The sequence below is a fragment of the Pseudofrankia sp. DC12 genome, from assembly GCF_000966285.1.
In the GTDB taxonomy this organism is placed as follows: Bacteria; Actinomycetota; Actinomycetes; order Frankiales; family Frankiaceae; genus Pseudofrankia.
In genome coordinates, this window is record NZ_KQ031391.1 from 805,292 (window position 1) to 827,002 (window position 21,711).

General features: G+C 73.1%; 19 protein-coding genes. 8 read left to right on the plus strand and 11 right to left on the minus strand.

Annotation, left to right across the window (positions count from 1 at the left end; translation table 11 throughout):
• Positions 1-25: 25 nt before the first annotated feature.
• Positions 26-1,147: an NAD(P)-dependent alcohol dehydrogenase gene (locus FRADC12_RS03200; RefSeq protein WP_232303583.1), complete on the minus strand. Its 1,122-nt coding sequence runs from the start codon at positions 1,145-1,147 to the stop codon at positions 26-28.
• Positions 1,148-1,325: 178 nt separating this feature from the next.
• On the opposite strand from FRADC12_RS03200, the gene FRADC12_RS03205 reads away from it, so the two are divergent.
• From FRADC12_RS03205 to FRADC12_RS03220, 3 genes are all read left to right on the plus strand, one after another.
• Positions 1,326-2,102 carry a FadR/GntR family transcriptional regulator gene (locus FRADC12_RS03205; protein WP_045875486.1) on the plus strand — a complete coding sequence of 259 codons (777 nt, stop codon included), beginning with the start codon at positions 1,326-1,328 and terminating at the stop codon, positions 2,100-2,102.
• Positions 2,103-2,530: 428 nt separating this feature from the next.
• A complete protein-coding gene (locus tag FRADC12_RS03215) occupies positions 2,531-3,334 on the plus strand; it encodes an enoyl-CoA hydratase/isomerase family protein (protein WP_045875488.1) in 804 nt (267 codons plus the stop codon).
• 378 nt (positions 3,335-3,712) lie between these two features.
• A complete protein-coding gene (locus tag FRADC12_RS03220) occupies positions 3,713-5,425 on the plus strand; it encodes an AMP-binding protein (protein WP_045875489.1) in 1,713 nt (570 codons plus the stop codon).
• Between the two features lie 142 nt (positions 5,426-5,567).
• Here the strand turns inward: FRADC12_RS03220 and FRADC12_RS03225 are convergent, their stop codons facing one another.
• The gene (locus tag FRADC12_RS03225) at positions 5,568-6,362 is read right to left on the minus strand and encodes an enoyl-CoA hydratase/isomerase family protein (protein WP_045875490.1); all 795 of its coding nucleotides are present in this window, start codon (positions 6,360-6,362) and stop codon (positions 5,568-5,570) included.
• 108 nt (positions 6,363-6,470) lie between these two features.
• On the opposite strand from FRADC12_RS03225, the gene FRADC12_RS03230 reads away from it, so the two are divergent.
• Together FRADC12_RS03230 and FRADC12_RS03235 are read left to right on the plus strand one after the other, a co-directional pair.
• Entirely contained in the window at positions 6,471-7,781 is a 1,311-nt protein-coding gene (locus FRADC12_RS03230) for an acyl-CoA dehydrogenase family protein (RefSeq protein WP_045875491.1), read from the plus strand.
• A gap of 60 nt (positions 7,782-7,841) precedes the next feature.
• The gene (locus tag FRADC12_RS03235) at positions 7,842-8,075 is read left to right on the plus strand and encodes a nucleotidyltransferase family protein (RefSeq protein ID WP_232303584.1); all 234 of its coding nucleotides are present in this window, start codon (positions 7,842-7,844) and stop codon (positions 8,073-8,075) included.
• Between the two features lie 83 nt (positions 8,076-8,158).
• Here FRADC12_RS03235 and FRADC12_RS03240 read toward each other — a convergent pair whose 3' ends face one another.
• From FRADC12_RS03240 to FRADC12_RS03270, 7 genes are all read right to left on the minus strand, one after another.
• Positions 8,159-9,301, minus strand: a complete 1,143-nt coding sequence (locus FRADC12_RS03240; protein WP_045875492.1) for an acyl-CoA dehydrogenase family protein — start codon at positions 9,299-9,301, stop codon at positions 8,159-8,161.
• 81 nt (positions 9,302-9,382) lie between these two features.
• A complete protein-coding gene (locus tag FRADC12_RS03245; RefSeq protein WP_045875493.1) occupies positions 9,383-10,213 on the minus strand; it encodes an amidohydrolase family protein in 831 nt (276 codons plus the stop codon).
• Entirely contained in the window at positions 10,210-11,817 is a 1,608-nt protein-coding gene (locus tag FRADC12_RS03250; protein WP_045875494.1) for a class I adenylate-forming enzyme family protein, read from the minus strand. The genes FRADC12_RS03245 and FRADC12_RS03250 overlap by 4 nt, the downstream gene beginning before the upstream one ends.
• Positions 11,804-13,450 carry a class I adenylate-forming enzyme family protein gene (locus FRADC12_RS03255; RefSeq protein WP_232303585.1) on the minus strand — a complete coding sequence of 549 codons (1,647 nt, stop codon included), beginning with the start codon at positions 13,448-13,450 and terminating at the stop codon, positions 11,804-11,806. Before FRADC12_RS03255 ends, FRADC12_RS03250 begins: the two co-directional genes overlap by 14 nt.
• The gene (locus FRADC12_RS03260; RefSeq protein ID WP_045875495.1) at positions 13,450-14,256 is read right to left on the minus strand and encodes an enoyl-CoA hydratase/isomerase family protein; all 807 of its coding nucleotides are present in this window, start codon (positions 14,254-14,256) and stop codon (positions 13,450-13,452) included. The genes FRADC12_RS03255 and FRADC12_RS03260 overlap by 1 nt, the downstream gene beginning before the upstream one ends.
• 328 nt (positions 14,257-14,584) lie before the next feature.
• Complete coding sequence (locus FRADC12_RS03265) at positions 14,585-16,108, minus strand: AMP-binding protein (RefSeq protein WP_232303586.1); 1,524 nt, start codon at positions 16,106-16,108, stop codon at positions 14,585-14,587.
• Positions 16,109-16,130: 22 nt separating this feature from the next.
• Positions 16,131-16,952 carry an enoyl-CoA hydratase gene (locus FRADC12_RS03270; RefSeq protein ID WP_045879027.1) on the minus strand — a complete coding sequence of 274 codons (822 nt, stop codon included), beginning with the start codon at positions 16,950-16,952 and terminating at the stop codon, positions 16,131-16,133.
• Positions 16,953-17,234: 282 nt separating this feature from the next.
• Between FRADC12_RS03270 and FRADC12_RS03275 the strand changes: the two genes are divergently transcribed.
• Together FRADC12_RS03275 and FRADC12_RS03280 are read left to right on the plus strand one after the other, a co-directional pair.
• The gene (locus FRADC12_RS03275; protein ID WP_045875497.1) at positions 17,235-18,287 is read left to right on the plus strand and encodes an enoyl-CoA hydratase/isomerase family protein; all 1,053 of its coding nucleotides are present in this window, start codon (positions 17,235-17,237) and stop codon (positions 18,285-18,287) included.
• 51 nt (positions 18,288-18,338) lie between these two features.
• Entirely contained in the window at positions 18,339-19,454 is a 1,116-nt protein-coding gene (locus FRADC12_RS03280) for an Rv3169 family protein (protein ID WP_045875498.1), read from the plus strand.
• Positions 19,455-19,491: 37 nt separating this feature from the next.
• Here FRADC12_RS03280 and FRADC12_RS03285 read toward each other — a convergent pair whose 3' ends face one another.
• The gene (locus FRADC12_RS03285) at positions 19,492-20,037 is read right to left on the minus strand and encodes a MarR family winged helix-turn-helix transcriptional regulator (RefSeq protein WP_283215113.1); all 546 of its coding nucleotides are present in this window, start codon (positions 20,035-20,037) and stop codon (positions 19,492-19,494) included.
• A 33-nt stretch (positions 20,038-20,070) separates the two neighbouring features.
• Positions 20,071-21,009, minus strand: coding sequence for an SDR family NAD(P)-dependent oxidoreductase (locus FRADC12_RS03290; protein WP_045875499.1), 939 nt, complete (start codon positions 21,007-21,009; stop codon positions 20,071-20,073).
• Positions 21,010-21,103: 94 nt separating this feature from the next.
• Between FRADC12_RS03290 and FRADC12_RS03295 the strand changes: the two genes are divergently transcribed.
• Positions 21,104-21,670: a TetR/AcrR family transcriptional regulator gene (locus FRADC12_RS03295; protein ID WP_045875500.1), complete on the plus strand. Its 567-nt coding sequence runs from the start codon at positions 21,104-21,106 to the stop codon at positions 21,668-21,670.
• Positions 21,671-21,711 lie beyond the last annotated feature (41 nt).

Consider the following 21,711-nt stretch of genomic DNA (forward strand, 5'->3'; position numbering starts at 1 on the left):
CCCGCTTGGCCGACGGGCCCTCGGCCTAGGCCGGCGGCGCGGGCGGGAGCAGTACGGGCTTGACGACCTTGCCTGACAGCGACGCCTCCTCGGCGGCGTTGATCTCGTCGAGCGGGAAGGTCTCGATCAGCCGGTCGAACGGGAACTCGCCGGCCCGCCACCAGTCGATCAGCATGGGGATGACGACCCTCGGGTCGGCGCCGCCCTCCAGGATGCCCGACACGGTCTTGCCGATCAGCGCGACCGGGTCGAGGGTGATCGGCTCGGTCTGGATGCCGACCAGGCCGCAGTGGCCGCCCTGGCGCAGCGCTCCGATCGCGTTGCCGATGACGGCGACGTTGCCGGTGGTGTCGAAGCCGAACTCGGCGCCGCCGCCGGTCAGCGCCTGGACCTGCTGGACGAGGTCGGCCGCGGCCCCGTCGAGCACGTGGGTGGCGCCGAGCTCGGTGGCCAGCTCCAGCCGGTGGGCGTGCAGGTCGACCGCGATGATCGTGGCCGCGCCGACGGCCTTGGCCGCCATGATGGCGGACAGCCCCACCGCCCCCGCGCCGAACACCACGAGGCTCGCGCCGGCCGGCACGGCCAGCTGGACCAGCACCGAGCCCGCGCCGGTCAGGATGCCGCAGCCGAGCGGCCCCAGCTTCTCCAGCGGCAGGGCCTTGTCGACCACCACGACGTTGCGTTCCGCCGCGACGCAGTAGGTCGCGAACGAGGACTGGCCGAACCAGCGGGAGGCGATCTCACCACCGGCCGCGTCCCGGACCCCCGTGCTGCCGTCGACCCGGCGCCCCAGCAGGTTGCGGAGCAGGAACTGGTCGCAGTAGGGCGGTCGGCCGCCGCGGCATTTCGCGCAGTCGCCGCAGGTGTCGAACGACAGCACGACGTGGTCGCCGACCGCCACCCGGTCCACGCCGGCGCCGACAGCCTCGACCACCCCGGCGCCCTCGTGCCCGGTGATGATCGGGGGTGGCGAGAACGACGCGGTTCCGCGCGGCACGACGTCCGTGTGGCAGAGGCCCGCCCCGACCACGCGGACCAGCAGCTCGCCCGCCCCCGGCGGGTCGAGCTCGACCTCCTCCAGCACGTACGGCCCGTCAGCCTGGCGCAGCACCGCCGCGGTCATCTTCATCGACCGACCTCCACTCATAGTCACCTCTATTCATAGATATATCTTCTTCAGTCACGTAGAGCCACCGACTGTCGGCAGGTCCGGCCGCGGGCGCCGAGGCGGCTGGCACCGGCCGGTACCCTGAGGCGATCGTCCTGCTTCCGGTGCCGGCCGGGAGCGGCCGACGGAGAAGCAGCCGATGGAGAAAGGGTCGAGCATGGTGGCCGAGCGCCAGGGAGCCCGCGGCAGCGAGCGCCCCGGGCTTCGCGAGAAGCCGCAGCAGATCGCCGATGAGCTCCGGCGGCTCATCGTCACCGGCGAGCTGGCCGACGGCGAGTCCCTCGGGCACGAGCCCGACCTCGTCGAGCGCTTCGGCGTCTCCCGCCCGTCGCTGCGCGAGGCGCTGCGCATCCTGGAGGCCGAAGGCCTGATCACCGTGAGGCGCGGCGTGCTCGGCGGCATCGTCGCCCACCAGCCCAACGGCCGAATGACCGCGCGCACCGCGGCGCTGCTGCTGCAGGCGCGCAACGTGCCGCTCGCCGACGTCTACGACGCCCGCGGCCTGATCGAGCCTGTCGCCGCCCGGCTGCTCGCCCAGTCCCGGTCCCGCCGGTCGGCGGCGGCTGAGCTGCGGCGGCTCACCGCCGAGCAGCTCGAGGTCATCGACGACCCGGACGCCTTCGGCCGGGCCAACTCCGCCTTCCACGCCCAGCTCGTCGAGCTTGCCGGGAACCAGACCCTGAGCATCGTCGCCGAGATGCTGAGCGAGATCGTCGCGCGCGCCGTCGCCGCCGCCAGCCAGCCGGACGACGGCAAGGACGCCGCCGCGACCCGCGCCCGCGGCCTGCGCTCGCAGGCCCGGCTGGCCGTCCTCGTCGAGGCCGGCGACGCCGCGGCCGCCGAGGCCCACTGGGCCGAGCACATGAAGGTCGTCGGGCGGGTCCTGGTCGCGCAGCGGGCGAAGACCGTGATCGACCTCATGCAGCACTACTGAGCGGCACCCCCGGCGCCTTCGGCGCAACCCGTAGCAGGTCCGCGATAAATCTAGATATATTGCGGACCGACTGGATGGCGCCCGCGGGCGGGCCGTGGGCTGCTGACGGCGGAGGTGCGGCCGATCATGACCATTGACGTGGGCTCCCCGGGAGCCGGCTTACCGGCGCCCAGCTTCCCTGTGTTCGACGTGGACAACCACCTGTACGAGACCGAGGACGCGCTGACCCGGCACCTGCCGGCGGCCCACCGTGACCTGTTCCGGTTCGTCGAGCTGAACGGCCGCAAGAAGCTGGACGAACCTCGCCGACCTGCTCGGCGTGACCCGGTCGGCCCCGGCAGCCGGGAAGGCCTGACCGCGCCCGGCGCCGCGCCCAGCGGCGGCGCGGCCCGCGAAGCCCCACCCCTTCACAGCGGGAGGTTCCCGGTATGGGATTCGAGACGATCCAGTACGAGGTCGCCGACCGCGTCGCGACGATCACCTTCGACCGGCCGGACCGGCTCAACGCGCTGAGCCCGGCCATGATCCGCGAGCTGCGCCAGGCGTACGCCGACGCTGAGGCCGACGACGACGTCTGGCTGCTGCTGGTGACCGGCAACGGCCGGGCGTTCTGCACGGGCGCCGACGTCGGCGAGATCCCCGCCGACGGCCGGGTGATCTACGACGAGCCCTACCTGTCGACGTTCCCGCAGTGGGAGGCGCCACAGGAGGGCACCCCGCCGTTCCGGTCGATGACGAAGCCGATCCTGACCGCCGTCAACGGGTTGTGCTGCGGCGCCGGCCTGGATCTCGTCACCACCGGCGACATCGTGATCGCCTCCGACCGGGCCGAGTTCTTCGACCCGCACGTGAGCATCGGGCTGGTCGCGGGCCGCGAGACCGTCCGGCTGGCCCGGGCGCTGCCGACCACCGTCGCGCTGCGGATGGCGCTGATGGGCCGCCACGAGCGGATGCCCGCGCAGCGCGCCTACGAGCTGGGGCTCGTCTCCGAGGTCGTCGAGCACGACCGGCTGTTGGAGCGGGCCTACGAGATCGCGGCCACCGTCAACCGCAACGCCCCGCTGGCGGTGCGCGGCACCCGGCTGGCGATCCGCCGCGGGCTGGACCTGCCGACGCACGACGCCGAGGTGATGGCGGAGACGTTCCGCGAGCGGGTCGTGCGCACCGACGACGCCAAGGAGGGCCCGGCGGCCTTCCTGCAGAAGCGCCAGCCGGTCTGGAAATGCCAGTGACCGGGGGCCGGCCCGAGGCCGGCGGCCGGCTGGACGGCCCCGCACCTCAGCGTCGAGCAGGGCGGCCGCGGCGCGGCCGGGACCTCGCAGATCCAGCGCAACCTCGTCGCGGAGCGCATCCTCGGCATGCCCCGGGCGTCCTGAGCCGCGCCGGCGGCCCCGGGCGGCAGCGCGCCCTGAATCTCAGCGCCCTGAATCTCAGCCCGCCCTTGAACGTCAACGCATCCTCGACGTCAGCGTCCGGAACCCCAGCAGCCTGGCTGCCCCGCCGGCGGCCACCAGCACGGAGGTGACCATGGCCGACCCAGCGCCCCTCGACGCCGGCAGCCCCCAGCACGAGCTTGTCCCCGGCCCGCGCCACTTAGCCGGAGCCGCGGCGTGACCGCGCCCGGCCAGACCCGGACGACGCCCGACGAGCCGGCCCCGCCGGCGGACTGGTCACTCCCCGCGCTGCTGGACGTGATCACGGCGGCGGCGCCCGACCGGGAGATGCTGGTCTGGGGGGACGTCCGGCGCACCTACGCCGAGGTGCGCGGCCGCACCCGTCGCCTCGGCGCCTTCCTCGCCCGCGCAGGGCTGGGCGCCCGCCGCGAGCGGGCCGGTCTGGAGCGCTGGGAGTGCGGCCAGAGCCCGGTCGCGGTCCTGCTGTCCAACTGCCCCGAGTACGTCGAGGCGATGATCGGCGCCTACCGGGCGCGGGCCGTACCGTTCAACGTCAACCACCACTACAACTCCCACGAGATCGGCGCCCTGCTGGCGGCCGTCGGCGCCGAGGCGGTCGTCTACCACCGCCGGCTGGGCCCGCTGCTCGCCGCCGCCACCCCGCTCGGCGGCCGGCTGCTGCTCGACGTCGACGACGGCTCGGGAGTCGCGCCACTGCCCGCCTCCACCCCGTACGAGCAGGCGCTCGCGGCGGTGAGCGACGCCGAGGCCGATGCCCTGCCGGCACCCTCGCCCGACGACCTCTACCTGGTCTGCACCGGCGGCACCACCGGCAAGCCCAAGGGGGTGCTGTGGCGCCAGGGTGACGTCTACGTCGCCGCGATGGGTGGCTTCGAGGGCGCCACGGCCGAGCGGGTCGCCGCGCTCGTGGCCGTGCCCGGCGGTCCCGCTGGGGCGAGGTCACGCGGCGGTGCCTGGTTCGCCGTGCCACCGCTCATGCACAGCGCCGCGCAGTGGACGGCTTTCGCCGGCCTCGCCCTCGGTGTCACGCTGGTCCTGCACGACGACAGCACGCCGTTCGACCCCGGCGCGGTCCTCGCCGTCGCCGCGCGTGAGCGGGTCACGATGATGACGATCGTCGGCGACGCCTACGCCCGCCCGCTCGTCGAGAAGCTGCGGGCCAGCACCTACGAGCTCTCCGCGCTGACCAGCCTGAGCACGGGCGGGGCGACGACCAGCGCGGCGCTCAAGCAGGCGCTGCTGGAGCTGCTGCCCCACCTGACGATCGTCGACGGCTACGGCGCGTCCGAGACCGGCGGGATGGCGTTCGGCGCCTCGACGAAGAACGCGCAGACCCGCCAGTTCACCCTCGGGCCGGGCGGCGCCGTGCTGTCCGCCGACCGGTCGCGGTTCCTGCGCACCGACGAGGACGAGATCGGCTGGACCGCCCGTGTCGGACGGGTGCCACTCGGCTACCTGAACGACTCGGAACGGACCGAGCAGACGTTCCCGATCGTCGACGGCCGGCGGATCACCGTCCCCGGCGACCGGGCCCGCTATGACCCGGACGGCTCCGGGAAGATCGTCATGCTCGGCCGCGACGCGATGGTCGTCAACACCGGCGGGGAGAAGGTGTTCGTCGAGGAGGTCGAGGAGGCGCTGCGGCGCCACCCGGACATCCTCGACGCCCTCGTCGTCGGCCGGCCCAGCGAGCGGTTCGGCGAGGAGGTCGTCGCCCTCGTCCAGCCCCGGCCAGGGGCCTCGCTGTCTCCCAGCGAGGTACGCGAGTACGCCAGCCGGACCGTCGCCCGGTTCAAGGCGCCGCGCGCGGTGCTGCTGTGCGGGACGATCGGCCGCCACGCCACCGGCAAGGCCGACTACACCTGGGCCAGGACGGCCGCCCTGGAGGCCGTGCCGGCGACCACCTGACCACCCCGGCGCCGCCCGGAGGTGCCGCTCGCCGGCTGGTGATCGCCGTTTCGCTCTCCGGTGGTCGTGACCAGGCACTTTTCACGGCCACCGGAGAGCCGAGATCGCGATCATCGGCGTGGACGGGCCGGGGCGAGAGCGGTCAGCGGCCGGTGAAGCGGGGCTCGCGCCGCTCCAGGAACGAGCGGATGCCCTCGGCCATGTCCTTGGTCGTGTAAGCGATGTGCTGGGAACGGGCCTCGTCCTCGAGCGCCTGCTCGAAGGTGAGCGAGCCGGCGGCGTCGAGCTGGCGCTTGATCAGGCTGAGCGTGGTGGTCGGCCCGGCCGCGAGCCGGCGGCCCCAGGCTCCGGCCGTCTTCGGCAGCTCGCCGGCCGGCACGACCTCGTTGATCAGGCCCCAGTCCAGCGCGTCCTCGGCCCCGAGGATGTCGCCGAAGAACGCGAGCTGCTTGGCCCGGCGCAGGCCGACGTGGCGGGGCAGCGTCCAGGACGTGCCCCCGTCGAGCGCGAGCCCACGGCGCGCGAACACCTCGCAGAACCGGGCCCGGTCGCTGGCGAGCACCAGGTCGCAGGCCAGCGCGATCCCGAGGGCAACGCCGACGCAGACGCCGTCGACGACGGCCAGGGTCGGCTTGGGCAGCCGGTGCAGCCGGTTGATGATGTCGCCGACGACCCGCATCTCGTGCAGGATCGCCTGGCGGCCACGGCCGGTCAGCCCGCTGGCGGCGTCGCCGCTGCCGGACAGGTCGGCGCCCGAGGAGAAGTTCCCGCCCGCGCCGGTCAGGACCAGCGCGCGGTCGTCCGGATTGGTCGTGACCTCGGTCAGCACCCGGTCGAGGTCGGCCCAGCTCTCGGCGTTCAGCGCGTTCTTCTTCTCCGGGCGGTTGAACGTGACGGTGACCAGACCGTCCTGGCGTTCGACGAACATGGCCGCCATCGGGCCTCCTCCTGGATCGGCCGCGCCGCGCGGACCGCGGCGATACTATCGAGGCCGTTCTCTTAGTATCTAGATATTTCAAAGATCACGCGCAAGGGGTTGGCGCCGATGAGCACGGCTTTCTCCAGCAGCGCGGCGGACGACGCAGGCTCGGGAGCGGCCCTGCGGGCCGAGGTCACCGCCTGGCTCCAGGAGCACTGGGACCCCGAGCTGACCGTCGAGCGGTGGTGGAGCGTGGTCGCCGCGGCCGGCTGGACGGCCCCGCACCTCAGCGTCGAGCAGGGCGGCCGCGGCCTGCCGCAGCGGGCCGGGCGGGCGGTGCGCGCCGCGTTCCTCGCGCACGGCGCCCTGCAGCCCCCTGGCGGCCTGGGCCTGCTGATGGCCGCCCCGACCATCCTCACCCTGGGCACGCCCGAGCAGATCGCCCGGCACGTGCCGCCGATCCTGGAGGGCCGGCTCGGCTGGTGCCAGCTGTTCTCCGAGCCGGGCGCCGGGTCCGACCTCGCCGGGCTCACCACCCGGGCCGAGCGCGACGGCGACCGGTGGGTGATCAACGGCCAGAAGGTCTGGAGCAGCCAGGCCCGCGAGGCCGACTACGGCATGCTGCTGGCCAGGACCAGCTTCGACGTCCCCAAGCACGCCGGGATCTCCTGGTTCGCCTTCAAGCTCGACCAGCCGGGCGTCACGATCCGCCCACTGCGGGAGATGACCGGTGACGCCGTGTTCAACGAGGTCTTCCTCGACGACGCGGTGGCCCTCGACGCGGACCTGGTCGGCGGCGAGGGCAAGGGCTGGATGGCCGCGAACACGACCCTGCACTTCGAGCGGACCGGGATCGGCGCCGGCGGCGCGCACGCCGGCTTCCCCCCGCCCGGCCCGAACGGCGGCGTCCTCGGGATGACGGCCGGCGAGGCCGCGAAGCTGCGCGCGCCCGAGGGGCTGACCGTCACCCTCGCCGACCTGGTGGCGCTGGCCCACGCGCACGGCCGGGACGCCGACCCGGCCATCCGCCAGAAGCTGGCCCGCCTGTACTCCTACCAGCAGGTCGGCCAGTGGAACGCCGCCCGGGCCAAGGCCGAGACCGCGGCGGGCGACGCGGCGGCGGGCACGTCCATCGCCAGCACCGGCAAGATCGCCCAGACCCGGATCACCAAGCTCGCCGCCGAGATCGGCCTGGACATCCTCGACGCGGGCGGCCTGCTCGCCGGGGACGACGCCGCCGAGGGCGGCAGGTTCGGCAAGGCGTTCCTGTTCGCCCGAGCCTCCTCGATCTACGGCGGCACCGACGAGATCCAGCGCAACATCGCCGCCGAACGCGTCCTGGGCCTCCCCCGCGAGCCCAGCCCCGACCGCGGCCGCCCCTACCGCGAGGTCCTGCGCGGCCGAGCGGGCCGCGAGGACGCCGCCCCGGCCGGCTGAGCGGCGAGCCGCGCCGACGGCAGGCAGCCCACAGCACCGGCCGCGGAAGACCATGACCACGTGGCCGTCGATCTTCGCGATGCCCGGATCGCCGAGGCGTGCCGCCGGTACGGCGTCGCCGAGCTGTCCGTCTTCGGCTCAGTTGCCTGCGGCGACGACACCGACGAGTCGGACGTCGATCTCCTGTACGTGTTGGCGCCCGGCTCCAAGCTCGGCTACGAGATCGTCGACCTCCAGGACGATCTCGAAAAGATCGTTGACGGCACGTCGACCTGGTACCCAGGTCCCGGCTGAAATGGGTCATCCGGGATCGGGTGCTTGCGGAGGCTCGGGTTCTGTATACGGCGTGACGAGCTCTACCTCGTCGACATGATCGGCTATACGCCGATGCTGGTGGCCAGCCGGTCGCGCCAGGTGGCTGGGGCGCCGAAGAGCAGTTCGTCGGACTTGGCCCGGCGGAAGTACAGGTGGGCCGAGTGCTCCCAGGTGAAGCCGATGCCGCCGTGGACCTGGATGTTGTCGGCGGCGACCTGGGTGTAGGCCTCCGAGCAGTAGGCCTTCGCGACGGCGGCGATCCTGGCCAGCTCGTCGTCGCCGCCATCGGCCGCCGTGGCGCCGGCCGCGCACCAGGCCGCGTAGTAGGCGGCCGACCGCGCGGACTCCACCTCCAGCAGCATGTCGGCGCAGCGGTGCTTCACGGCCTGGAAGCTGCCGATCTGGCGGCCGAACTGGACCCGGTCCTTGGCGTACTGGACCGCCATGTCCAGGACGGCCTCGGCGCCGCCGGCCTGCTCGGCGGCCAGCGCCACGGTCGCCAGGTTCAGCACGTGCTCGATCACCGGCCAGCCCGCGCCGTCCTCACCGAGCAGGGTGGCCGGCGCGCCCGCGAGCTCGACCCTGGCCAGCCGGCGGGTCTGGTCGAGCGTCGACAGCGGCGCCCGGGTCAGGCCCGGGGCGTCGCCGGGGACGGCGAACAGGGACACGCCGGCCGCACTGCGCGCGGCGACCAGCAACAGGTCGGCAGTGTGGCCGTCGAGCACAAAGGACTTGGTGCCGGCCAGCGTCCAGCCGTCACCCGCCTGCGCCGCGACGGCGGCGACGCCGCTGGCGTCCCAGCGCCCGTTCTCCTCGGCGAAGGCCAGCGTCGCGATGGTCTCGCCGGCCGCGATGCCCGGCAGCCAGGCCTTCTGCGCCCCGGCATCCCCCGAGCGCAGCAGCGTCCCGACGGCGAGCACCGCCGTCGACAGGTACGGCGCACACAGCAGGCGGCGCCCCATCTCCTCGGCGACGATCGCGACCTCGACGAACGTAGCGCCGGAGCCGCCCAGCTCCTCCGGGATCGCGAGGCCTACCAGGCCCAGCTCGCCGGCCAGCTGCGCCCAGACCGCCGGGTCATAGCCGTCCGAGGTCTCCATCAGGCGGCGCACCTCCGGCTCCGGGGCCGCGTGCTCCAGGAACGCGCGTACCGTCCGGCGCAGCTCCCGCTGCTCCTCGGTAAAGGCAAACGGCTTCCCGGCCATCCCCATCGCCTTCCGTCGTCGCGCACGCCCGACCAGCCGGCCGCCGCCCCTTATGTATAGATGTTTTCCCCGGTTCGGGGGTTACTTGGCCTTGGCGCGGTCGGCGAAGAAGAAGGACAGGGCGTTGTCGTAGAGCCAGGCCTGGCGGACCTCGTCGGTGAGGCCCAGGTTCGTGGCCTCCGCGAGGCAGCGCTCGAACGAGAGCACCGGGTGGTCGGAGGCGAAGATGACCCGGTCGCGGCCCCGGGTCGACATGTAGTGCAGCAGCGAGGCGGGCAGCCGCCTGGGCGACCAGGCCGACGTCATCAGCCGCAGGTTCCTGTACTTGATCATCAGCCGGATCGCGGTGTCCCACCAGGGGTCGGCCCCGTGGATCATGCAGAGCCTCAGCTCGGGGAACCGGACGCAGACCCGGTCGAGGTAGATCGGGTTCTGGACCTCGCCGGGGATCGGCGGCCCGGGGATGCCGGTGTTCATGCACAGCGGCAGGTCGAGCTCGCAGCACTTCGTGTAGAGCGGGTAGTAGACCGCGTCGGTGGGCGGGTACATCCCGTCGCCCCAGAAGCTCGGCCCCACCGTGGCGGACGCGACGGGGTAGTCCCGGACGTAGGACTCCAGCGTGCGCAGGGCCGCCATCGGGCGCAGCAGGTTGAAGCCGCCGACGGCGAGCGCGAACCGGTCGGGGCGCGCCTCGGCGTACCTCGCGGCCCGGTCCGGCCCCTTGCTGGTCCGCGAGATCAGGATCGCCCGCTCGACGCCGGCGGCGTCCATGGCGTCGATCAGCTCGGGCAGCTCGGGGCTGTGGAAGAAGGACTCGCCACCCTTGAAGTAGTCCTCCTTGACCCGCACCATCCACTCGGGCTGCTTGTCGTCGCCCAGGTGGACGTTGACCAGGCAGTCGATGGCCTTCATGTCGGCCTCACCTTCCGGGATCTGGCGACACCCTTGTCCCGCAGCAGCCGGCGCAGCGCACCCACGTCGGCCTTCCCGCTGGCCAGCCGCGGCACCGTGGCCGGGTCGGTAACCACGAGCCACCGCGTCGGGACCTTGAAGCTGCTCAGCCGGGACCTGACCGCCTCGGCCAGGTCGCCGGCACCGCCGGCCGCGTCCGGGGACACGACGACCAGCGCGGCGACCTGCGGGTCACCCGCCTCGTCGGCGACGTCGGTGACGAAGGCCTCGCGCGCCCCGGGCAGGGCGCGCAACGCCGTCTCGACCTCGAGCGGGTACACGGTCGCGCCGCTGACCTTGAACATGTCGTCGAGCCGGCCCCGGTACCACAGGAAGCCCTCGGCATCGAGCACACCGGCGTCGGCGGTCGGGTAGAAGCCGTCGCGGTCGAACACGTCCGCCCGGTGGCGCCCGCAGATGCCGCGCATCAGGTGCGGCCCGCGCAGCCGGATCTCCCCCTCGGCGCCAGGCGGGAGCGGCCGGCCGGTGACCGGGTCGACGACGCGGACCTCGACGCCCGCGAAGGGCTGGCCGCAGCTGCCGCGCTTGTCCTCGGGAAGGTCGGTGTCGAGCCGGGAGCCGCAGTACGGGCCGAACGACTCGGTCATCCCGAAAAGGCTCGCCCGCGCCCCCGCGGCGGGCCGCTGCGCCGCGGGCAGGACCGCGCCGAGGCTGCCCGGCCGCAGCGACGACAGGTCGACGGCCGGGAAGTCCGGGTGCGCCGCGAGCCACGCCGCCTGGTCGGGCCAGCCGCGGAACAGCGTGACCCGCTCCCGTTCGAGGAAGCGCAGCGTGCGGCCCGGCTCCGGCTCCGCCTCGGTGAGCAGCGTGGCACCGGCGACGAGCACCGAGAGCAGGCCGGCGCCGAACCCGCCGGTCCAGAAGAACGGCATCGGGATGTAGAGCCGCTCACCGTGGCCGACGCGCCGGGCGCCCAGGCTGCTGACGACGGCGCGCAGCGCGTTGCCGTGCGTGTGCAGCACGCCCTTCGGCTCGCCCGAGCTGCCGGACGTGAACAGGACGACGAGGTCGTCGGCGGGCCGCACGGCCCGTTCGTGGGCGTCGACCAGCGCCGCCGCCACCGCGGCCGTCGGCAGGTCGGCCGAGGTCCAGGCCTGGCACAGCGACGGCACGCCCGGATGCCGGCGGCCGGCCCGCAGGCGCCCGGCCAGGCCCGGCACCTCGGCCTCCAGGTCGGCGAGGTAGTCACGGCCGCGGAAGGCCGGCACGGCGACGAGGTAGGTGACGGCCGCGGCCCGCAGCTGGGCGATCAGCTCCGGCGGGCGCAGCAGCGTCGACAGTGGGACGAGGACCGCGCCGATCCTGGTCACGGCGAGCGCGAGCACCGCCCAGCCGACGCCGTTCGGCATCACCGATCCGACCCGGCTGCCCTTGCCGACCCCGGCGGCCACCAGCCGGGCCGCGAGCGCCCGGCTCGCGTCGTCGAGCTGGTGGTAGGTGACCGCCTCGTCGTCGCCGACCAGCGCCCCGAGGCCGCCGTCCTCGCGCCGGCGGACTGCGAGCAGCCCGGAGATCGTCAGCGCCGCGGGCTCAGCGGGCGGCACGCAGCAGCTCCCTGAGGGCGGGCATGTCGATCTTGCCGCTGGACATCGTCGGCACCTCGTCGTCGGCGAGCAGGACGAACCTGCGCGGCACCTTGTAGGAGGACAGCCGCCCGGCCAGCTGGCGGCGCAGGTCGCCGGCGTCGACGTCGCCCCCGGACGGCACCCGGACCGCCGCCGCGACGATCTGCCCACGCGCCGGGTCGTCGAGGCCGACGACGTGCGCTGTGAGCCCCGCGACGTCGCGGATCGCCGCCTCGACCTCGCTCGGCGACACGTTCGCGCCGCCGGTCTTGATCAGGTCGCCGCGCCGGCCGTGGAAGTAGAAGAGGCCCTCGTCGTCGACGGCGAACAGGTCGCCGGTGTGGAACCACCCGTCGGGGTCGAACACCTCGTGGCGTTCCCGGCTGTAGTAGCCCTCCATCAGGAACGGGCCCCGCAGCCACAGCTCCCCCACCTCGCCGACGCCACATTCCGAGCCATCCGGCTCGGCGACCCGGGCCTCGAAGCCCGGCGCCGGGCGCCCGAACGAGCCGCGGCGCCGCTCCGGCTGGTCGCCCTCGTCCGCGCTGACCAGGCAGACGCTGCCGGCCTCGGTCATCCCGAGCATCTGGTGGCGCAGCAGCGGGTCGACGGGCCGGACGTCGGCGCGCATGATCGAGTAGAGGTTGCCGCGGCGGATCGAGGACAGGTCCCGGCGGGCGAACGTCGGGTCGGCCCGCAGGCCCGCCACCGACTGCGCGTAGCCGTTCACCATGGTCGGGCGCTCACGTTCCAGGACGTCGAGCACATCCGCCGGATCGGACGCGTTCGAGCAGACCAGCCGGCCACCGGCCACCAGGGTCCCGAGCAGCGCGTAGGCGAACCCACCGACCCAGAAGAACGGCGAGTTCGAGAAGAGCGCCTCCTCGGGGGTGTAGCGGCGGATGTCGTTCAGGTTCGCCAGATGGCGGATCAGCGCGCCCTGGGTGTGGACCACGCCTTTCGGCGCGCTTGTCGACCCGGACGTGTGGACGATGACATGACGGTCACTCGGCGCCAGGGACTGTTCGACCGCCAGCGCCAGGTCGTCGTCCACCGCGACGCCGTGGCGCGCCAGCGCGGCCAGCGTCCACGCCGGCCCGACCCGGCCGTCGTCGACGGCGTCCGCGCCGGCGGCGAAGAACACGCGCCGCAGCACCGGCATCGACGCGGCCAGCAGCGGCTGCCCGGCCTGGAGATCAAGATCGTCGACGGCCGCCCCGAGCGCGGCGACGTAATCATGGCCGCGGAAGCCGCGGGCCGCGAGCAGCACCCCGACGTCCGCGTTGTACAGCAGCCCGCGCAGCTCCGCGCTGGTCGAGAACGTGCTCAGCGGGACCGTGACCGCGCCGGCCCGGGCGGCGGCCAGCCACCCGACGACGAAGTCGCTCCCGTTCGGGAACAGCAGCCCGACGTGGGTGCCCCGGCCGACGCCGAGCGCCAGCAGGCCCCGGGCCAGCTCCCGCGACCGCCGGTCGGCTTCGGCGTAGGTGAGGACGTCGTCGTCGGTCACCAGCAGGACCCGCGGGCCGTACTGGGCGGCCCGCTCCCGCAGCAGGGCCGCGGCCGTCAGCGGTAAGCCGTCGCCGGCCTCGATCGTGGTCTCGATCGCCACTAGCGGCCGCCGAAGTTCGGGGCGCGCCGTTCCTGGAAGGCCGCGAGCCCCTCCCGGAAGTCGCCGGTGCGGGACGACAGCTCCAACGCGTAGGCCTCCTGCTCCATCGCCTCGGCCAGCCCGAGCTCCAAGCCCCGGTTGACCGACCGCTTGGTCAGCCCGACGGCGACGGTCGCGGCCTGGCCGAGCTCGGCGACCAGGGCGGCGGTGGCGTCGCCGAGCTCGGCGTCGGGCACGGCCCGGTAGATCAGGCCCCAGGCCGCGGCCTCGGCACCGGACAGCCGGCGCCCCAGGATGAGCAGTTCCTTCGCCCGGGCCACACCGACCAGCCGGGGCAGCAGCCAGGTGGCGCCGCTGTCCGGGCTGAAGCCCCGGGCCAGGAAGGGCTCCCAGAAACGGCTGGTCTCGGCGGCCACGGTGAAGTCCGCGGCCAGCGCCAGCTGGAACCCGAGCCCGGCCGCGTGCCCGCGCACCGCGCAGACGACGGGCAGCTGGATCTCGGTGATGAGCTGGACGAGCCGGTGCGCCTGCAGGGCCGTGCGCCGCTGCACGCTGCCCGTCCGCGGCCGCTCGCCGCCCTTGGTGTTCGACGCGGCCCAGTCGGCGCCAGAGCAGAAGTCGGGCCCGAGGCTGGCCAGGACGACGACGCGCAGGCCGTCGTCGACGGCCGCGTCCTCCAGCGTCTCGATCAGCCGCCGCACCGCGGCCGGGCCGAGGGCGTTGCGGCGCTCCGGGCGGTTCAGGCCGATCCGCAGCACGCCGCCGTCGCGTTCGACGACGACGCCAGCGCCCGTGGCGGATCCCATGCCGTTCACCGGGGCGATCGTATCGAGGCTGCGCTTAAATGTCTATATGTATTGACGTCACGGCGGACACGCCGACGACAGGTCACCGGGAGCATGGCTCCGTCATATTCCCCCGCGTCGCCCGGCGCCACCGGCCGCCCCGGGCCGGCCGTGGCCACGCCAGCTCGGGGCAGGCGGCCTCGGGGCACGCCACGACGCGGACAGGCCCGGACCGGCCAGACCAGGACCGGCCAGGCCCGGCCAGGCCCGGACCGGACAGGCCCGGACCGGCCAGACCCGGACCGGCCAGACCAGGACCGGCCAGACCAGGACGGTCAGCCCAGGACGGTCAGCCCAGGACGTCCGGCGGCAACAGGCGGCGGGCGGCCTTGCCGGTGGGCAGGCGGGGGAACTCGTCGAGGAACCGGACCGACCGGGGCGCCTTGAAGCGGGCGAGGCGAGCGCGGGAGTACGCGATGAGCTCGGCCTCCAGCGCGGCCGGATCGGCCGGCGGGCTCGCGGGCCGGACGACCGCCCGCACCGACTCGCCCATCTCCGGGTCGGGGACGCCGATCACGACGACGTCCGCGACCTGGGGATGCCGGATCAGGACGTCCTCCAGCTCGCGCGGGTAGATGTTGACGCCACCCGAGACGATCATGTTGGTGGCACGGTCGGTCAGGTAGAGGTAGCCGTCGGCGTCGACATGGCCGATCTCGCCGTAGGTGGCCCAGCCACGGTCGTCGAACATGGAGGCGGTCTTCTCCGCGTCGCCGTGGTACTCGAAGCGGGGCGCCGCCTCGAAGAAGACCCGCCCGTCGGCGCCGGCCGGCAGCTCGTTCCCGGCCTCGTCGACGATGTGGACCGCGCCCTGCATGGAGCGCCCGACGGAGCCCGGGTGGGCGAGCCACTCCTGCGGCCCGATGAAGCAGAACCCGACGCCCTCGCTGCCTGCGTAGTACTCGTAGACAACCGGGCCGAGCCACTCCAGCACGGCCCGCTTGACGTCGGCCGGGCACGGCGCGGCGGCGTGGACGAGCGTCTTCAGGCTGGACAGGTCGTGGCCCAGGCGCTCCTGCTCGGGCAGCTTCAACAGCCTGACGAGGTGGGTCGGGACGACCTGCGCCATCGTGACCCGGTGCCGCTCGATCGCCTGGAGGAACTCGACGGGCTCGAACCGCTCGGTGAGCACGACCGTCCCGCCGATCCGGTGGATCGCGTTGGTCCAGCCAGACGGGGCCGCGTGGTAGAGCGGGGCAGGGCTCAGGTAGCGGGTGGTCTCGTCGCCGCCGAACAGGAACCGGACCATCGCCGTGAACCCCCTCGGCGCGCCGAGGGGGCCGCCGACCGCGGGCGGCTTGATCCCCTTGGGGCGGCCGGTGGTGCCCGACGAGTAGAACATCCACGCGCCGTCGGCCTCGTCGTCGATCGGCGTCGGCGCGAAACCGGCGACGGCCTGCTCGTACGGCTCGAACCCGTCGACCGGCCCGCCGACGGACAGCCGGATCGTCGGGCCGGCGCCGGCCAGCTCGGCCACGATGTCGGCGCAGGACGCCGACGCGATCAGCGCGTCGGCGCCGCAGTCCTCGACGATGTACCGGGCCTCGGCGGCGGACAGGTGCCAGTTGATCGGCGTGACCAGCAGGCCGGCGCGCAGCCCCGCCCAGGTGACCTCGAAGTACTCGGCCCGGTTCTCCATCAGCACCGCGACGTTGGCGCCGATGCCCAGCCCGGCCGCGCGCAGCGCGTGCGCGAGCCGGTTCGACCTCGCCTCCAGCTCCGCGTAGGTGATCGTGACGTCATCGGCGATCACCGCGGGCCGGTCCGGCGCCACGGCGGCGAGCCACTTCGGATGCTCGAGCTGCGTCGTCACGCTCTCTCCCACGAGGCGCTCGTCAGCGGCCGTTGGACGAAGGCTTCGCGAGCTGCTCCTTCATGCCGTCGAGCAGCATGAGGATCGGCATGCCGCTCTCGGACAGCGCGTGGCCGTGGCCGGTCTGGTGGATGTCGAAGACCGACTGGACCGCCGCGTAGAAGCCCTGCACGTCGAGCGTCTGGTTGACGGCCCGCTTGGCCTGGCGCAGCGCGAACGGGTGCTTGGTGGCGATCTCGGCCGCCAGCGCCCTGGTCACGTCGCGCAGGTCCGCAAGCGGCACGACCCGGTTGACCATGCCGACCCGCTCGGCCTCGTAGGCGTCCATCTTGCGGCCGGTGAACAGCAGCTCCTTGGCCTTGCGCGGGCCCATCTCCCAGGTGTGGCCGTGGTACTCGACGCCGCCGATGCCCATGTTCACGACCGGGTCGGAGAACGTGGCGTTGTCCGCGGCGATGATCAGGTCGCACGGCCAGGCGAGCAGCAGGCCGCCGGAGATGCAGACGCCCTGGACGGCGGCGATCGACGGCTTCGGCACGTTGCGCCACCGCAGGCTGTACTCCAGGAACCGCCGGGACTCGATCTCGTAGATGCCCTCCAGCGTCCACTTCGGCGGCGCGCCGTTGGAGCCGCCCACGCCCTTGATGTCATGGCCGGCGGAGAAGTGCTTGCCGTTGGCACGCAGGACGATGACCCGGGCCTCGGGGTCGTCCGCGGCCCGCCGCCACGCCGCGTCGAGCTCGTCGAGCAGCTCCAGCGTCTGGGCGTTGGCGGCCTCCGGCCGGTCCAGGGTGATGGTCGCGATCGCGTCGCTGACCTCGTAGTCGATGAACGTCTTCGTCACGACCGGCCTCCAGGACTCCTCGAGCACGGCGTTGCCTCGATTGACGCCGATGGGTACGACGCCGCGCAAGCAGTCGGGAGATCCGCGCGCCGCGAGCCGGCCTGGTGCCGCCGCGACGCCGCGCCGAGGGCCGATCGAGGCCGGGCGCGCCGCGGCCCGTCGGGCCTGAGCGCTTCGCATTGCGGCGATGCTAGCCAGCGGGCGCAGTAATGTCTAGATATATACGATGGACCGGCGGCAGGGCATCCTGCCGGTGGACGGCGGCGACGAGGAGTGCGTGCGATGGGTGAAGGTCAGCCGCGGGACGGCCGCGTCCTGCTGGAGCGGGACGACTCCTGCGGCATCGCCCGGCTCACCCTGGACAACCCCGCCCGGCGCAACGCCTACGGCCCCGCGATGCGCGCCCAGCTCGCCACCCACCTCGACACCCTCGCCGACGACGACACCATCAAAGTCGTCATCCTGCGCGGCAGCGACAACATCTTCTCCTCCGGCGCCGACATGGGAAACGCCTACGCCTGGTACAGCAACGACACCAGCGCGGACAACGAGACACACCGCGCCCGACGGCCCAGCCAACGCCGCCGCCTCACCGTCGACCGCCACACCTTCGACTTCTACCACCAGTTCCTCGGCTACCCCAAAGTCACCGTCGCCGAAGTCAACGGCTACGCCCTCGGCGGCGGCTTCGAACTCGCCCTCATGGCCGACATCGCCGTCATCAGTGCCGAAACCCGCATCGGCATGCCCGCCACCCGCTTCCTCGGCCCCGCCCTCGGCTCCCTGCACATGTTCTTCTACCGACTCGGCCCCGTCCTCGCCCGCCGCCTCCTGCTCACCGGCGACATCATCCAAGCCGCCGAACTCGCCCACCTCGGCATCTTCACCGAAACCGTCGGCACCACCACCGACGCCACCACCCGCGCCGAACACTGGGCCCGCAAAGCCGCCAAAATGCCCGCCGACGGCATCACCATCGCCAAAGAAGCCTTCCGCCTCATCGAACAGCTCCAGAACTACCAAGGCGAAGAAACCACCAGCTACCTCCTCCACGCCTACGGCACCAACCTCCGCTTCGAAGACGACGAATACAACTTCGTCAAAACCCGCGCCCAACACGGCACCAAACGCGCCTTCCAGCTCCGCGACCACCACTTCACCGTCACCGACGAACCCCTCTTCACCACCGCCAACGGCACCACCGCCAACGGCAGCGCCCCCGACGGCGATGCCCCCGACGGCGATGCCCCCGGAAGCGAGCGCGCTCAGGAAGAGGTCTCCGGTAGCCAGGAGCCCGCTGGCCGGGAGCCGACACTCGAAGCGCCGACCGGCTGAGGCCGTCGCGGCGCCGCCGCTCGTCGCGCCCGCACGCTGAGAGGAACCCTGGTGCTCATCCCCTTTGACGACTACCCGGTGCACCAGACGGCGCTCCCGCTCGCGCACGCCGGCGACGGCCACCCGGACCAGTACGACCGGTTCTGGTTCAACGGCTACGACGAGAACATGTACTTCGCCGTGGCGCTCGGCCTCTACCCGAACCGCGGCATCATCGACGCCGCGTTCAGCGTCGTCCACGACGGCGTCCAGCGGTCAGTCTTCGCCTCCGGGCGCATCCCGCTGGACCGCACCCAGACGAGGATCGGCCCGATCTCCATCGAGATCGTCGAACCGATGCGGGTCGCCCGGATCGTCGTCACCGCCCCCGAGCACGGGCTCGTCGCGGACCTGACCGCGACCGCCAGGACCTCCGCGTACGAGGAACCCCGCCAGACCCGCCACGCCGGCACCGTGATGATCATGGACGTCACTCGGGCCACCCAGCTGGTCACCTGGTCGGGCACCCTCTCCTCCGGCGGCACCGATATCCCGATGGGCGCGCCCGCTTACGGCACCAAGGACCGTTCCTGGGGCATCCGCGGTGTCGGTGATCCCGCCCCGGCGGCGCCCCGAAACGTGCCACCGCAGCTTTGCTTCTTCTGGGCCCCGCTGAACTTCCCCGACCGGTGCCTGCACTATCTGCGTTTCGAGGACGCGCACGGCGTCCCGTGGTCCGAGACCGCGGCCGTTCTACCCGTACTGGGCGACGCCGCGCCGGTCTTCGGCGCCGAGACCGGAATCCGCCGGCTGGACGGGGTTCACCACAAGATCCGCTGGGCCCCGGGCCTGCGCCGTTCCGAAAGTGCCACGATCGTGCTCGGGCCCGGCGAGACCGTCGAGCTGGAGCCCATCCGCACGTTCCGGATGAAGGGCGTCGGCTACCTGCATCCCACCTGGGGCCACGGGAAATGGCACGGTGAGCTGGCCGTCGGCGCCGAGAGCCACCAATGCGCCGACCTGGATGTCCTCGCGTTCGACACGATTCACGTGCAGCAGGTCATGCGCGCGACCTGGGGCGACCGGACCGGCCTCGGCGTCCTCGAACAGGTCGTCATCGGCCCCTACGCCCCCGGCGGCCTCACCGAGCTGCTGGACGGTGCCCGCGCCCGGACCACGGGCCCCTAGCACCGGCGCCCGCCCCAGCGGGCCAGCGCGGAGGCGGCTAGGCCCGGCTCAGCGACTCGACGATCGTCGTCAGCTCGCCGATGAGCCGCAGCGCCGTGGGGATGTCGATCCCGTAGCCCTGGAACACCCGCTGGGGGACGTCGGCGGCCCTGGCACGCAGCGCCGTTCCCTGCTCGGTCAGCGAGATGAGAACGCGCCGCTCGTCCGAGGGATCGCGGGCCCGGTCGGCCAGGCCGAGATCCTCCAGGCGCTTGAGCAACGGGGTCAGGGTGCCGCTGTCCAGATGCAGGCTCGCGCCGATGTCACCGACCGTGAGGGGCTTCTCGGCCTCCCAGAGCACCAGCATCGTGAGGTACTGCGGGTAGGTCAGCCCGATCTCGGCCAGGACCGGCCCGTAGGCCCGGATCGCGAAGCGGCTCGCGCTGTACAGCGCGAAGCACAGCTGGTTGCCGAGCTCCAGTTGCGGGAGGCGTTCGGCCATGCCGTAGACGTTACAGGCCGCGAGCGACCATTTCGGCCGGTCCGCGCGGCGCGGCCAGGCGCGACGGCGGTGCCAGCGCCGCCCACGGTCCGCCTCGCCCACACCGTCCACCGGCCGTCCGGCCTGTGCCGGGAGCTAGCCGGCCAGGGTCTCGACGGAGACCTCCCACAGGCGGGCGGCGGCCTCGGGGTCGAGCGCGAACGGGGCCACGCCATTGCGGGCGGTGAGTACGCCCGCCTCCGCCTCGTTGCAGTCCTCGAAGTAGCGGCCGCCGACGCCGTCAAGCAGCGGGGCGGTCGCGACGAGGACCGAGGTGGCGGCGCCCTGTTCAGGGGTCTTCCACTTCAGGCCGCCGCCGCCGGCAGCGGTCCGCATCTGCTCGAGCACCCGGTCGGGCACGTAACGCTGCAGGTTGGTCCGAATCCCGCCCGGCATGAGCGCGTTGGCGGTGATCCCATCGGCCGCCCAGCGCTTGCTGGCCTCGACGGCGAACAGCACGTTGGCCGTCTTCGACTGCCCATAGGCCGAGAACGGGTCGTAGGGGCGCCGCTCGAAGTGGATGTCGTCGAAGACCACCGGGGACCGGTGGTGCGCGCTGGAGCTGACCGAGACGACCCGGGCCCCGCCGGCCGCGGCCAGCGCGTCGTGCAGCCCGACGGAGAGGGCGAAGTGGCCCAGGTGGTTGGTCGCAAACTGCATCTCCCAGCCCTCGGGCGTGCGCCCAAGCGGCGAGGCCATGACCCCGGCGTTGTTGACCAGGATGTCCAGCGGGCCGTCCCAGCCCGCGACGAAGGCGGCGACCGAGGCCTGGTCGGCGAGGTCGAGCGGGGCGACGAGGATCTGCTTGCTGCCGGTGGCGGCCGTGAGTTCGGCGGCGACGCGGCCGCCGGCCTCGACGTTGCGGACGGCCAGCGTCACCTCTGCCCCGGCGCCGGCCAGTGCCCGCGCCGTCTCCACGCCAATCCCCGAGGCACCACCCGTGACGACGATGCGCCGGCCAGTGAGGTCGATGCCCTCGATCACCTCCGCGGCGGTCGACTCGGCGGAGAACGAGGTGGTAATCCGGTCGGTCATGGCGTGCTCCCGTCGGTACGCTCAACCGGAGTTTCCTCCGGCCCATCGCCCACACTAACCGGAGGCTCCTCCGCTTCATTCCGGAGGTGATGTGATGGCCGCCACGCGCACGCTGCGCGCCGACGCCCGGCGCAACCGCGAGCGGCTGCTGGAGGTCGCCGTCCGGGTGCTGTCCCAGGCCGGTCCCGACGTGCCGCTGGAGGCGATCGCGAAGGAGGCCGGTGTCGGGATCGGCACGCTTTACCGCCACTTCCCCAGCCGCGAGGCGCTGGTCGACGCGGCCTACCGCAACGAGCTGGACCGGCTGGCCGACGCCGTCGACGACCTGCTCAGCGGCCTCCCGCCCGACCAGGCCCTGCGCGCCTGGATGGACCGGTTCGTCGACTACCTGGCCGCCAAGCGCGGCATGGGCGACGCACTGCGCGCGCTGATCGCCTCCGGCGGTGACCCGTTCGCGCACAGCCGCGACCGGCTGACCAACGCCGTCGAGACCCTGCTGCGGGCCGGGGCGGCAGCCGCGACGCTGCGCGCGGACGTGGCTCCCGACGACGTCCTGGTCAGCCTCAGCGCCATGTCCCTCGCCTCCGCCGACCGCGGCGACCGCGGCCAGGCCGGCCGCCTGCTGGACCTGCTCATGGACGCGCTCCGGGTCCGCAACTGATCACCCTGGCCTCGCCGGGGGTGATCACGACTCCGGCTCCA